We start from the raw sequence: 13,440 nt of genomic DNA, 5'->3' as shown, positions 1-13,440 counted from the left end.
ATAAGGAGAGTATGATGTCTTCCGTTTCTACATCGGGTTCTGGCGCAGCGAAGTCGGCGCTAAATCTGGGCCGCATTTGGGATCAATACGGTATGCTGGTGGTGTTCGCCGTGCTGTTCCTCGTTTGTTCCCTGTTTGTGCCAAACTTTGCCACCTTCATCAATATGAAGGGACTGGGGCTGGCAGTATCGATGTCGGGTATGGTCGCGTGTGGGATGCTGTTTTGTCTGGCATCCGGTGATTTCGACCTGTCTGTCGCATCTGTGATTGCTTGTGCTGGTGTTACCACTGCCGTAGTCATTAACATGACTGAAAGTTTGTGGATTGGCGTGGCTGCCGGACTTCTGCTCGGTATTCTGTGTGGCCTGGTGAATGGGTTCGTGATTGCGCGGTTAAAAATTAACGCCCTGATCACTACTCTTGCGACGATGCAGATTGTACGTGGTCTGGCTTATATTATCTCCGACGGTAAGGCAGTCGGGATTGAAGACGAGCGTTTCTTTACACTCGGTTATGCTAACTGGTTTGGTCTGCCTGCGCCTATCTGGATCACTGTCGTTTGTTTCATTGTCTTTGGTTTACTGCTGAACAAAACCACGTTTGGTCGTAATACGCTGGCCATTGGGGGCAATGAAGAGGCGGCGCGCCTGGCAGGGGTTCCGGTTGTTCGTACCAAGATTATTATCTTTATTCTTTCCGGTCTGGTATCCGCCATTGCCGGGATTATCCTCGCATCGCGTATGACCAGCGGCCAACCAATGACCTCAATCGGTTATGAGTTGATCGTGATTTCAGCCTGCGTGTTAGGGGGCGTTTCGCTTAAAGGTGGCATCGGAAAAATCTCATATGTGGTGGCCGGGGTGTTGATCCTGGGTACGGTTGAGAATGCGATGAATCTGCTGAATATCTCTCCGTTCGCGCAGTATGTGGTACGTGGCCTCATCCTGCTGGCGGCGGTGATCTTCGACCGTTACAAGCAAAAAGCGAAGCGTACCGTTTGATGATTTAAACCCTAACTTTTTAGTCTAGCTTCTGCCCATCGCCAGCCGCTACCCGGCTGGCGATTGTTTTTCCAAATGGCGAGCATGGTCACACTGTCTATACTTATATCCGTCATACATCATCTATACGCCGCGATCCGCGTGGCGTTCTGACCATGATGAGGAGGATAACCGGGTGACAGCATCACTGATCTTACCCCCTGAACAATCTGTAAACTGTGCTTACTTTTTTGATCTCGATGGGACACTTGCTGAGATTAAACCCTTTCCCGACCAGGTCGTTGTCCCTAAGGCAATCCTGCAATGTTTACAACAGTTAGCGACGCATAATGCGGATGCGCTGGCATTGATTTCAGGGCGCTCAATGGTTGAGCTTGACGCACTCACTACTCCGTTTCGTTTTCCGCTTGCCGGAGTGCATGGGGCAGAACGCCGTGACATCAATGGTCAAACGCACATAGTACACCTGCCTGAAGGTATCGAGCGTGAAGCTGGGGCTTTAATACACGCAGCGTTAGTGACGTTACCGGGGACAACGCTGGAAACCAAAGGCATGGCTTTCGCGTTGCACTATCGCCAGGCACCCGAACACGAAGCTGCGCTGATTACCCTGGCTGAACGCATCACGCGCAGATGGCCGCAGCTTGCTCTGCAGCACGGAAAATGTGTCGTGGAAATAAAGCCTAAGGGCAGCAATAAAGGCGACGCGATAGCTGCATTTATGCAGGAAGCGCCTTTTGCTGGCCGGATCCCTGTGTTTTTCGGTGATGATCTGACAGATGAAACAGGATTTGCTGTGGTTAACCGCGCTGGCGGTATTTCCGTGAAGGTGGGGATCGGGCCGACGCAGGCGACATGGCGTCTGGATGGCGTCAGGGATGTCTGGCGCTGGTTGGAGCAAATTAACTCTTCGCAGCAAGAATCGAAAGCAACGAATAACAGAAGAGGTGGCTATGAGTCGTTTAGTCGTAGTATCTAATCGTATCGCCTCACCAGATGACAAAGGGAGCGCGGGTGGGCTCGCGGTCGGTGTACTGGGTGCGTTAAAAGCTGCTGGTGGTCTGTGGTTTGGCTGGAGTGGTGATACAGGTAATGAGGATAAACCGTTAAAAAAAGTCACGCGTGGCAATATCACCTGGGCCTCGTTTAATTTGAGTGAGCAAGATTACGAAGAGTATTACTGCCAGTTTTCAAATGCGGTTTTATGGCCCGCATTTCACTATCGACTGGATTTAGTTCAGTTTCAGCGCTCTGCCTGGGAAGGCTACCAACGGGTTAATGCCTTACTGGTAGATAAACTTCTGCCGCTGCTTGGCGATGACGACATCATCTGGATTCATGATTACCATCTATTGCCGTTTGCCTGCGAGTTACGTAAGCGCGGTGTGAATAACCGCATCGGTTTTTTCCTGCATATTCCTTTTCCGACGCCGGAAATTTTTAATGCGCTCCCTCCACATCTGGCGCTACTTGAGCAAATGTGTGATTTTGATTTGCTTGGTTTCCAGACTGAAAACGATCGCCAGGCTTTTCTGGACTGTCTCGCAGCCCAGACTCGGGTGTCCACGCATAAAGATAAGCAGCATCTGGCATGGGGAAAAGCGTTTCGCACTCAGGTCTATCCCATCGGTATCGAACCTGATGAGATTGCACGACAGGCGTCCGGACCGCTGCCGCCAAAACTGGCGCAGCTAAAAGCGGAGCTTAAAAATGTGCAGAATATTTTCTCCGTGGAGCGTCTGGATTACTCCAAAGGCTTGCCGGAGCGCTTTCAGGCCTACGAGGCCTTACTGGAACATTATCCGCAGCACCACGGTAAAATTCGCTATACGCAGATAGCGCCGACCTCGCGTGAAGAGGTGCAGGCCTATCAGGATATTCGCCACCAACTGGAAACAGAAGCAGGGCGAATCAACGGCAAATATGGGCAACTGGGCTGGACGCCGCTTTACTATCTGAACCAGTATTTTGATCGTAAATTGCTGATGAAGATCTTCCGCTACTCTGACGTAGGATTGGTGACCCCGTTGCGCGATGGTATGAACCTGGTGGCGAAAGAGTTTGTGGCCGCACAGGATCCTGCTAACCCTGGCGTGCTGGTTTTATCGCAATTTGCCGGGGCGGCGAATGAGCTAACCTCTGCGCTTATTGTTAATCCTTATGACCGGGATGAAGTGGCAAGCGCATTAAACCAGGCGCTGACGATGCCACTTACCGAACGCATTTCGCGCCACGCTGAAATGCTTGAGACTATCGTTAAAAACGATATCGACAACTGGCAGGCGACGTTCATTAGTGATCTTAAAGCAGTCACGCCGCGTCGGAGTCAATGCCAACTGCCAGACAATATTTCATCCTGTTCTAAACTCGCATGAAGTCCTGGCGCTGTGTATTAATCTCCGGCTAGCGGAACCAGAAGAACGTCCACCTGGCTGGTATGAATGACGCTTTTCGCGGAACAGGAAGCGCGTGAAAAAAAACTGTGGTTATGGTTGCCGTAAATGACCAGATCAATGGCGTATTTGCGGCATACATCCAGGATATGTTCATTCAGAGCCCCATAGGTAATAAAGGTATGCTCAATGGGGTATTCTGCTTCTTTGCTAAGTTTGTCGATAAAATCCTGAGTTTCTTCCTGCATGACTTCACGCAGGTCTTCCAGCATGGGGGCAGCAAACTGGTTATAAAGTTCGGGGTCTGAGACCAGTGTAATCAGGCTAATTCGGGCGTTGACAGGGCGAGCGATAGAAACCGCCTTGTCTAACAACTGCTGACTTTCAGGGGTGGCGGCAACAGCAACAAGAATGTGCGAATAGCTCATAACTCGCTCCTTTTTTTCAAGAATTATGAGAGGGCTTTTCAGCTTTACTCAGCTTACTCCATACTGCAACGTTTCCTTCCTTCATAGTGTGAATGTCATCATGATTATTCATTAATTATTCTTATAAATAGAATAATCGATTCATATTGGTTGCAGATATGTTCAGGTAACTTAAGTAAAACCCACGGCTAATGAAAACAATGTGTTAATAAAAAATAAACATACATTAACATTTGCAAGGTCGTCACATCGCGGTATTAATTAATCGCTCTAAATATTTAAGTCATTGTTTATAAAGTATTTAATTAAAAAAGTTTTTTGAGTTAAATATGTGATCCAGCTCGCTATTTCATGGCGTGATATTAACGGTCGTGAACATAATACTATTCGCTTTTATTGCAAGAATATTCGTACATCAGGAATCGAAATGGATAATGGAAGGTCAAGAAATAAACAAAGTAAAAGCCACGCTGATGGATTTATGTTAAGTGTTTGGCTGGTTTATGTGATCTTGATCACATATTCTTTAAATTCGCAGCATAGCTCCGTTGTATGTGTAACTGACGGCGGGTAGAGTTGCGTCGAATTAGGAAAAATCTTAGACATTTGTAAGAATTGATGTGAGCTTGTAAGGGACGCTGCCTTCTTAAAAGGGAATGTTTAGACGACGCGTAAGTGTCGTTACGTTGCTATGTATTTGACCTTTTGCTTTTTTTTACCGGGCCTTCCCGGCGACATCACGGGGTGCGGTTTTACCGCATGAAAACAATGTTGGTTATTATGGATGCAAATAATGCATACATCCGAGTTGCTGAAACACATTTATGACATCAATTTGTCATATTTATTGCTTGCACAGCGTTTGATCGTTCAGGACAAAGCATCTGCGATGTTTCGCCTTGGTATCAGCGAGGAAATGGCGGACACGTTGGCAACATTAACACTTCCTCAAATGGTCAAACTGGCCGAAACAAACCAACTGGTATGTCATTTCCGTTTCGACGATCACCAGACTGTTACTCGCCTGACGCAAGACTCCCGCGTTGACGATCTTCAGCAAATTCATACTGGTATCATGCTTTCAACACGCCTGTTAAGCGACATCGATGATGCAGCACGTAAGAAAAGGGCTTGATGATGAGCGAAAAAAGCATTGTTCAGGAAGCGCGTGATATCCAGTTGGCAATGGAATTAATCACATTGGGCGCCCGTTTGCAAATGCTGGAAAGCGAAACGCAATTAAGCCGTGGTCGATTAATCAAGCTGTACAAAGAATTACGCGGTAGTCCTCCGCCAAAAGGGATGCTCCCGTTTTCCACCGACTGGTTTATGACGTGGGAACAAAATATTCATGCGTCGATGTTTTGCAATGCATGGCAATTCCTGCTCAAAACGGGTCTCTGTAGCGGCGTGGATGCCGTGATTAAGGCGTATCGGTTATATCTTGAGCAGTGTCCGCAGCCTGAAGAAGGGCCATTGCTGGCGTTAACTCGCGCGTGGACGCTGGTACGATTTGTCGACAGCGGATTGCTGGAGTTGTCCCAATGCAATTGCTGCGGTGGGAATTTTATCACCCATGCACACCAACCCGCAGGCAGCTTTGCCTGTAGTTTATGCCAGCCGCCATCAAGGGCCGTAAAAAGACGTAAACTTTCCCAGAATGCTGCCGATATTATTCCACAACTGCTGGATGAACAGATCGAACAGGCTGTTTAACTGATACGGTGTGGATGAACACTCCAGCAGCGGTAAGCGATTACCGCTGCTTTTTTTTGTCCTGACCTTACGTTAATTGCCCGACTGCGCATCCTGTCATAGTCAATTGCGAAAGGATGATGTCGTGCTTATCTTATTAGGTTACCTGGTTGTTATTGGTACAGTTTTCGGCGGTTACATGATGACCGGCGGACACCTTGGGGCACTCTATCAACCGGCTGAGCTGGTGATTATCGGTGGCGCGGGTATTGGGGCATTCATCGTCGGCAATAATGGGAAAGCCATCAAAGGGACGATGAAAGCGATCCCGTTGCTTTTCCGTCGTTCGAAATACACCAAAGCGATGTATATGGATCTGCTGGCGCTCCTGTATCGCCTGATGGCCAAGTCACGTCAACAGGGCATGTTCTCGCTTGAGCGCGACATCGAAAACCCAAAAGAAAGTGAAATCTTCGCTAGCTATCCGCGCATTCTTGCCGATGCCGTAATGCTTGATTTTATTGTCGATTATCTACGCCTGATTATCAGCGGCAATATGAATACGTTTGAAATTGAAGCGCTGATGGACGAAGAAATTGAGACTCATGAGAGTGAGGCCGAAGTTCCGGCGAATAGTCTGGCGATGGTCGGCGACTCACTGCCGGCATTCGGGATCGTCGCGGCCGTTATGGGGGTTGTGCATGCACTGGCTTCTGCCGATCGCCCGGCAGCAGAGCTGGGGGCGTTGATTGCGCATGCGATGGTGGGAACATTCCTCGGTATTTTGCTGGCCTATGGATTTATTTCTCCGCTTGCCAGCGTTCTGCGCCAGAAAAGCGCTGAAACAACCAAAATGATGCAGTGCGTGAAGATAACGCTGCTCTCCAATCTGAATGGCTACGCGCCGCCGATTGCCGTTGAATTCGGTCGTAAGACTCTGTACTCCAGCGAACGTCCTTCGTTTATCGAACTGGAAGAACATGTTCGTGCGGTGAGAAATCCAACTGCGCAACAGACGACCGAGGACGCATGAAAAATCAGGCCCATCCCATTATCGTTGTAAAGCGACGCAAACATAAGAATCACGGTGGTGGGGCGCATGGCTCGTGGAAAATCGCCTACGCCGATTTTATGACCGCGATGATGGCCTTCTTTCTGGTGATGTGGCTCATTTCTATTTCCAGCCCTAAAGAATTGATCCAGATTGCCGAATATTTCCGTACACCGCTGGCCACCGCGGTGACCGGGGGAAATCGTATTTCGAATAGCCAAAGCCCGATTCCAGGCGGCGGGGATGATTACACCCAGCAGCAGGGTGAGGTGAACAAGCAGCCGAATATTGATGACCTGAGAAAACGTATGGAACAGAGCCGCTTGAGCAAACTTCGTGGCGATCTCGATCAACTGATTGAATCCGATCCCAAACTGCGAGCGCTGCGTCCGCATTTAAAGATTGATTTAGTTCAGGAAGGGCTGCGGATACAGATTATCGACAGTCAGAATCGCCCAATGTTTAAGACCGGTAGTGCTGAAGTTGAGCCGTACATGCGCGATATCCTGCGCGCGATTGCACCAGTGCTCAACGGGATCCCTAACCGGATCAGCCTTTCCGGTCACACGGATGATTACCCTTACGCGAATGGTGAGAAAGGGTACAGCAACTGGGAATTGTCTGCTGATCGCGCAAATGCATCGCGTCGCGAGCTGGTTAGCGGCGGTCTGGATGATGGAAAAGTATTACGTGTGGTAGGTATGGCCGCCACGATGCGTCTGAGCGATCGCGGTCCTGAAGACGCTATCAACCGCCGTATTAGCCTGCTGGTTCTCAATAAGCAGGCAGAAGAGGCCATTTTGCATGAAAACGCTGAAAGCCAGAATGAGCCGGTAAGTGTCTTACAACGGCCAGCGGAACTCCCGCCGGTAAGCGTTCCCACATCGCCACCAGCCAATCCGAGGTGATAGCGTGAGCATGGATATTAGCGATTTTTATCAGACATTTTTTGATGAAGCTGACGAACTGTTGGCTGATATGGAGCAACACCTTCTTGATTTGGTTCCTGAAGCCCCGGACTCCGAACAGCTGAATGCCATTTTTCGTGCAGCGCACTCGATTAAAGGCGGGGCGGGCACCTTCGGCTTTACCATTTTGCAGGAAACGACCCATCTGATGGAAAACCTGCTGGATGAAGCGCGGCGTGGCGAGATGCAGCTCAATGCCGACATTATCAACCTGTTTTTGGAAACGAAAGATATTATGCAGGAACAGCTCGACGCCTATAAAAGCTCAGTGGAGCCTGATGCCGACAGTTTTGAGTACATTTGCCAGGCGTTACGGCAGTTAGCGCTCGAAGCGAAAGGTGAAACCGCACCGTCAGTTGTCAACTCAGCAAAACTGAGCGTTGTTGATAGCACCTCTATGCAGGAAGAGGCGGTTGCAAAGCCTGAACTCGCCAGTGAAGAGAGCAAAAAACGCATTACTCTCTCGCGTCTGAAAGCCAGCGAAGTGGATTTGCTGGAAGAGGAACTGGGGAACCTGGCGACCTTAACCGATGTGGTAAAAGGAAGCGACACGCTGTCAGCTACGCTTGATGGCAACCTCGCAGAAGATGACATCATTGCAGTACTCTGCTTTGTCATTGAAGCTGACCAAATTGAATTCGAAACCGTCAGCGCAGCGCCCGCGACCGTTGAAACTGAAGAGGTAGCCGTTGTCGCGAAGCCGCAGCCGGTTGTCGTTGCGCCAGCGGTGAAAGCCGCCGCCAGTGAAGCGCCACATGGGCGCGCGGAGCGTGAAAAACCAGCCCGCGCCAGCGAGTCGACCAGCATCCGCGTAGCGGTTGAGAAGGTCGATCAGCTCATTAACCTGGTCGGTGAGTTGGTGATCACCCAGTCGATGCTGGCCCAGCGATCTAACGAACTGGATCCCGTCAATCATGGCGATCTCATCACCAGCATGGGTCAGTTACAACGTAACGCCCGCGATTTGCAAGAGTCGGTGATGTCGATTCGTATGATGCCAATGGAGTATGTGTTCAGTCGTTTCCCTCGTTTGGTGCGCGATCTGGCCGGTAAGCTGGGTAAACAGGTCGAGCTGACGCAGGTAGGTAGCTCAACCGAACTCGATAAGAGCCTGATTGAACGCATCATCGATCCGTTGACGCACCTGGTGCGTAACAGCCTCGACCATGGTATCGAACTGCCGGAAAAACGCCTTGAATCCGGCAAAAGCCCAATCGGCAATCTGACGCTTTCCGCGGAGCACCAGGGTGGGAATATTTGTATTGAAGTGACCGATGATGGCGCTGGCCTGAACCGCGAACGTATTCTGGCCAAAGCTATCTCCCAGGGCATGCCGATCCACGAAAACATGAGCGATGACGAAGTGGGTATGTTGATCTTCGCTCCAGGCTTTTCGACCGCCGAACAGGTGACGGATGTCTCTGGACGCGGCGTGGGTATGGATGTGGTGAAGCGAAATATCCAGGAGATGGGCGGCCATGTTGAGATCCAGTCCAAACAGGGACAGGGGACCACTATTCGCATTCTGCTGCCGCTGACGCTGGCGATCCTCGACGGGATGTCCGTGCGTGTGGCGGATGAGGTCTTCATTCTGCCACTAAATGCCGTTATGGAATCGCTGCAACCGCGCGAAGAAGATCTCCATCCGTTGGCCGGAGGCGAACGCGTTCTGGAAGTGCGTGGCGAATATTTACCGCTGGTTGAGTTGTGGAAAGTCTTTGAGGTTGAAGGCGCTAAAACTGAAGCGACTCAGGGCATTGTGGTTATTTTACAAAGTGCAGGGCGTCGCTATGCGCTGCTGGTCGATCAATTAATTGGTCAACACCAGGTAGTGGTCAAAAACCTGGAAAGCAACTACCGCAAAGTGCCAGGTATTTCTGCAGCAACGATCCTCGGCGACGGCAGCGTCGCGCTGATTGTCGATGTCTCTGCATTGCAGGGATTAAACCGCGAACAACGTGTGGCGATCACAGCCGCCTGATTGAGTGAGAAGGGAAGAATATGACCGGTATGAGTAATGTAACTAAACTGGCCGGCGAACCGTCAGGTCAGGAATTCCTCGTGTTTACGCTGGGGGATGAAGAGTACGGTATCGATATCCTGAAAGTGCAGGAAATCCGTGGTTATGATCAGGTGACGCGCATCGCTAACACGCCTGCGTTTATCAAAGGCGTCACGAACCTGCGTGGTGTGATTGTGCCTATCGTCGACCTGCGCGTGAAATTTAGCCAGAGCGATGTGGATTACAACGAAAACACCGTGGTGATTGTGCTGAACCTGGGTCAGCGGGTGGTTGGGATTGTGGTGGATGGCGTTTCGGATGTGCTGTCTCTGACAACGGATCAAATCCGTCCGGCACCGGAGTTTGCGGTCACGCTGTCGACGGAATATTTGACGGGATTGGGTGCGCTGGGTGACCGGATGCTGATCCTGGTCAACATTGAGAAGCTGCTGAACAGCGAAGAAATGGCGCTGCTGGATATTGCCGCTTCCCACGTCGCATAATCGCCATAACTCATCCGGCCTACAATGATTGCTGTTGTAGGCCGGATTAGCGTAGCGTATCCGGCAGATTTCCTTCTTACGCTTCCCGCTCAACCAGCTCAGGTTCTTCTTCCAGTAAACCTTCATCCTGCGCCAGCATCGCCGTTGCAATCCCATTACCTAATACGTTGATTGCTGAACGTCCCATATCTAGGAAGTGGTCAATTCCCATCAGTAACAGGATCCCGGCAACCGGAATATTAAAGCTCGGGATGGTTGCAGCCAGTACCACCAGCGCTGAACGCGGCACACCGGCAATTCCTTTGGACGCCAGCATCAGCGTCAGCATCAGGACGGTGATTTCTGCGAAAGAGAGGTGAATATTATAGGCCTGCGCGATAAACATGGAGGCAAATGAACAATAGACCATGGAACCGACCAGGTTAAACGAATAACCGATAGGCAGCACGAATGACACGATGTTGGGTGAGCAGCCAAATTTAGTTAATTGCTCCAGCGTTTTCGGATAAGCGGCCTCAGAGCTGCTGGTGGTGAATGCGACCAGAACCGGGTCTTTCAGCATGCTCACCAGGCGAAAGACCTCTTTTTTCAGCATGACATAACCCACCGCCAACAGAACCAGGCAGGTCAGCAAAATCGCCACATAGTAGCCGCCGATAAACGATGCATAGTTAAGCAGGATCCCCAGACCCTGGGTAGAGATTACGGAAGAGATGGCGGCAAAAATTGCCAGCGGCGCGACGTACATCACGTAGCCGGTCACTTTCAGCATAATGTGGGAAACCACATCCAGCGCGGCAACCAGCGGAACGTTAAATTTCTCTCCGAGCGATGCTCCACCAATACCGAAAAACATTGAGAACACCACGATTTGCAGGATCTCATTGTTAGCCATTGCCTCGGCTATGCTGGTTGGAATGGTATGTGTCAGAAAACCTTTCAGGCTCATGCCGCCTACGGCCAGACCGGTGTCGGTGGCTTCCAGCGGGATCGTAAGGTTTAACCCGCTCCCGGGTTGCTCAAGGGAAACCACAAACAGACCGACCAGAATAGACAATACAGAAGAGCTGATAAACCAGATCATCGCTTTGCCGCCCACGCGACCGATGGTGGATGTTTCCCCCAGGCGCATAATACCAACGGTCAGGGTGCTGAATACTAAAGGCGCAATCACCATCTTAATCAGACGTAAAAAGATGTCGGTGAGAAGCGTAATATTATCGGCCCAGGCGGTCACAACGCCGGGGGAGGCATAAGAGTGGATCACCGCACCCGACAGGATCCCCGCCAGCATGAAGATCACGATAAACAACGTGAGTTTGTTTGCATTTGCCACTAAAAAGCCCTCAGTAAGGATTTAACATTTATTGATCGGTTACTCATTTTTTATACTTATTAAGTGGTAACGAAGTATTCATCATATAAATTGGATTAAAGCGTAAGCGGATACAACTTTTTTTAATTTTTTATCCATTTTGTTGTGGTATTTACGATGCGTATGTGTGATCCAAATCACACAAAAAAGTGTATTTCAGCCAATCTGGCCGTGCTCACCGATGAGTATGAATGTTATTTGCATGATAATTATGATGTTTTTATGTGAATAATTTGTGGTTGCTGCACACCTGTTTTACCTTCCCCTCGCCAGGCTTCACATCCCTTCAGGATTTCCTTTTTGCAAACGTAAAGTTATCTCTGCCACTGCCGATAACGTTGGTAACTCGTTTTCAGGAAGGTGCCTTATGTTTAACCGTATCCGCGTTGTCACAATGCTGATGATGGTGCTGGGGGTTTTCGCACTGCTACAGCTTGTTTCCGGTGGTCTGTTGTTTTCTTCATTGCAGCAGAATCAGCAAAGTTTTGTTATTTCTAACGATCTTCGACAGCAGCAAAGTGAACTCACCTCAACATGGGATCTGATGCTGCAAACACGAATCAATTTAAGCCGTTCTTCTGCGCGCATGATGATGGATGCGTCAAACCAGCAAAGCAGCGCCAAAAACGATCTGCTGAAGAATGCGAAAACATCGCTGGCGCAGGCTGAAACGCATTACGCAAAATTTAAAAACATCACACCGTTGCCGGAAATGGCAGAAGCCAGCGGCAACATTGAGGAAAAATATCAGCAGTACCATGCGGCCTTGGCAGAACTGGTTCAGTTTCTGGAAAGCGGCAATATGGACGCCTACTTTGCGCAGCCTACGCAGGGAATGCAAAACGCGCTCGGCGAGGCGCTGGGCAAGTACTCCAGCGTTAGCGAAAAGCTTTACGTTCAGGCATTTGATCAAAGCGCGCGGGATTACCATTTCGCCCAATGGCAGCTTGGCGTGCTGGCCGTAGTGCTGGTGCTGATTCTGGTGGTGGTCTGGTACGGCATCCGTCATACCCTGCTTAATCCTCTGTCCCGTGTTATTGCCCATATTCGGGAAATCGCCAGCGGTAACCTGACCGCAACTCTCGCCGTTAGTGGTCGTAACGAAATCGGCGAGCTGGCCAGTACGGTTGATCATATGCAGCGCTCGCTGACGGAAACCGTCACTCTGGTGCGTGAAGGCTCTGATGCGATTTATTCTGGTACCAGCGAAATTGCCAGCGGAAACACGGACCTCTCATCTCGTACGGAACAGCAGGCGTCAGCGCTGGAAGAAACCGCAGCCAGCATGGAACAGCTGACCGCAACCGTGAAGCAAAACGCGGACAACGCGCGTCAGGCCTCGCAACTGGCGAAAAGCGCCTCGGATACCGCGCAGCATGGCGGCAAAGTGGTTGATAGCGTGGTGAACACCATGCACGAAATTGCCGATAGCTCGAAGAAAATTGCCGACATCATTAGCGTCATCGATGGCATTGCCTTTCAGACCAACATTCTCGCACTGAACGCGGCGGTTGAAGCTGCACGCGCCGGTGAGCAAGGCCGCGGCTTTGCCGTGGTGGCGGGCGAAGTGCGTAATCTGGCAAGCCGCAGTGCGCAGGCGGCGAAAGAGATTAAAGCATTGATTGAAGATTCCGTTTCCCGGGTTGATACCGGTTCTGTACTGGTAGAAAGCGCTGGGGAAACGATGAACGACATCGTCAATGCCGTGACGCGGGTGACCGATATCATGGGTGAGATTGCCTCGGCCTCCGACGAGCAAAGCCGGGGGATTGATCAGGTTGCGCTCGCGGTCTCTGAAATGGATCGCGTTACGCAGCAGAACGCCTCTTTGGTACAGGAATCGGCTGCCGCAGCGGCCGCTCTTGAAGAACAGGCCAGTCGCCTGACGCAGTCGGTATCGACTTTCCGCCTTGCGTCACGTCCGGCCTCGACAAAACCACGCGATACACGATTACCTGCAGCGCCGAGCGCCTCCTATCCGCGCCAGAGCATTGAACAAGATACGAATTGGGAAACATTTTGAC

12 protein-coding genes are annotated in these 13,440 nt (G+C 50.5%); 10 read left to right on the top strand and 2 right to left on the bottom strand.

All coding sequences use genetic code 11. The features are described from left to right. Positions 1-14: 14 nt before the first annotated feature. The 3 genes from araH (at position 15) to otsA (ending at position 3,376) form a co-directional block, all read left to right on the top strand. Positions 15-1,001 carry an L-arabinose ABC transporter permease AraH gene (gene araH / locus SK34_RS02230; RefSeq protein ID WP_003034609.1) on the top strand — a complete coding sequence of 329 codons (987 nt, stop codon included), beginning with the start codon at positions 15-17 and terminating at the stop codon, positions 999-1,001. 175 nt (positions 1,002-1,176) lie between these two features. Then, positions 1,177-1,980, top strand: coding sequence for a trehalose-phosphatase (gene otsB / locus SK34_RS02225; RefSeq protein ID WP_048232251.1), 804 nt, complete (start codon positions 1,177-1,179; stop codon positions 1,978-1,980). Continuing rightward, entirely contained in the window at positions 1,955-3,376 is a 1,422-nt protein-coding gene (gene otsA, locus SK34_RS02220; RefSeq protein WP_003844177.1) for an alpha,alpha-trehalose-phosphate synthase, read from the top strand. Before otsB ends, otsA begins: the two co-directional genes overlap by 26 nt. Positions 3,377-3,393: 17 nt before the next feature. On the opposite strand, the gene uspC is transcribed toward otsA, so the two are convergent. Then, positions 3,394-3,822: a universal stress protein UspC gene (uspC, locus tag SK34_RS02215; protein ID WP_003034619.1), complete on the bottom strand. Its 429-nt coding sequence runs from the start codon at positions 3,820-3,822 to the stop codon at positions 3,394-3,396. A 793-nt stretch (positions 3,823-4,615) separates the two neighbouring features. On the opposite strand from uspC, the gene flhD reads away from it, so the two are divergent. The 6 genes from flhD (at position 4,616) to cheW (ending at position 10,041) form a co-directional block, all read left to right on the top strand. Continuing rightward, positions 4,616-4,957, top strand: coding sequence for a flagellar transcriptional regulator FlhD (flhD, locus tag SK34_RS02210; RefSeq protein ID WP_003034622.1), 342 nt, complete (start codon positions 4,616-4,618; stop codon positions 4,955-4,957). Further along, a complete protein-coding gene (gene flhC, locus SK34_RS02205; RefSeq protein WP_008785071.1) occupies positions 4,954-5,538 on the top strand; it encodes a flagellar transcriptional regulator FlhC in 585 nt (194 codons plus the stop codon). The genes flhD and flhC overlap by 4 nt, the downstream gene beginning before the upstream one ends. Before the next feature lie 124 nt (positions 5,539-5,662). Beyond that, positions 5,663-6,550, top strand: a complete 888-nt coding sequence (gene motA, locus SK34_RS02200) for a flagellar motor stator protein MotA (protein ID WP_003034628.1) — start codon at positions 5,663-5,665, stop codon at positions 6,548-6,550. After that, positions 6,547-7,476, top strand: a complete 930-nt coding sequence (motB, locus tag SK34_RS02195) for a flagellar motor protein MotB (protein ID WP_003034631.1) — start codon at positions 6,547-6,549, stop codon at positions 7,474-7,476. The genes motA and motB overlap by 4 nt, the downstream gene beginning before the upstream one ends. A 4-nt stretch (positions 7,477-7,480) precedes the next feature. Beyond that, positions 7,481-9,517: a chemotaxis protein CheA gene (gene cheA, locus SK34_RS02190; RefSeq protein WP_048232249.1), complete on the top strand. Its 2,037-nt coding sequence runs from the start codon at positions 7,481-7,483 to the stop codon at positions 9,515-9,517. Between the two features lie 20 nt (positions 9,518-9,537). Then, positions 9,538-10,041 carry a chemotaxis protein CheW gene (gene cheW, locus SK34_RS02185; RefSeq protein WP_003034638.1) on the top strand — a complete coding sequence of 168 codons (504 nt, stop codon included), beginning with the start codon at positions 9,538-9,540 and terminating at the stop codon, positions 10,039-10,041. A gap of 76 nt (positions 10,042-10,117) precedes the next feature. On the opposite strand, the gene SK34_RS02180 is transcribed toward cheW, so the two are convergent. Then, on the bottom strand, positions 10,118-11,377 hold the full coding sequence (locus SK34_RS02180; RefSeq protein WP_048232247.1) for a dicarboxylate/amino acid:cation symporter: 1,260 nt from the start codon (positions 11,375-11,377) through the stop codon (positions 10,118-10,120). Between the two features lie 406 nt (positions 11,378-11,783). Between SK34_RS02180 and tar the strand changes: the two genes are divergently transcribed. Further along, positions 11,784-13,439, top strand: coding sequence for a methyl-accepting chemotaxis protein II (gene tar, locus SK34_RS02175; RefSeq protein ID WP_048232245.1), 1,656 nt, complete (start codon positions 11,784-11,786; stop codon positions 13,437-13,439). Position 13,440: the final 1 nt, after the last annotated feature.

Source organism: Citrobacter sp. MGH104 (genome assembly GCF_001034485.1).
Classification (GTDB): domain Bacteria; phylum Pseudomonadota; class Gammaproteobacteria; order Enterobacterales; family Enterobacteriaceae; genus Citrobacter; species Citrobacter freundii.
Note: the sequence above shows the minus strand (reverse complement) of the source record. Positions and strands in the feature narration are given on the sequence as shown.

Excerpts from the sequence above, each read along its gene's own strand:
- araH (WP_003034609.1), top strand. The coding sequence starts at position 15 with ATGTCTTCCGTTTCTACATCGGGTTCTGGCGCAGCGAAGTCGGCGCTA.
- otsA (WP_003844177.1), top strand. The coding sequence starts at position 1,955 with ATGAGTCGTTTAGTCGTAGTATCTAATCGTATCGCCTCACCAGATGAC.
- uspC (WP_003034619.1), bottom strand. The coding sequence starts at position 3,822 with ATGAGCTATTCGCACATTCTTGTTGCTGTTGCCGCCACCCCTGAAAGT.
- flhD (WP_003034622.1), top strand. The coding sequence starts at position 4,616 with ATGCATACATCCGAGTTGCTGAAACACATTTATGACATCAATTTGTCA.
- motB (WP_003034631.1), top strand. The coding sequence starts at position 6,547 with ATGAAAAATCAGGCCCATCCCATTATCGTTGTAAAGCGACGCAAACAT.
- cheW (WP_003034638.1), top strand. The coding sequence starts at position 9,538 with ATGACCGGTATGAGTAATGTAACTAAACTGGCCGGCGAACCGTCAGGT.
- tar (WP_048232245.1), top strand. The coding sequence starts at position 11,784 with ATGTTTAACCGTATCCGCGTTGTCACAATGCTGATGATGGTGCTGGGG.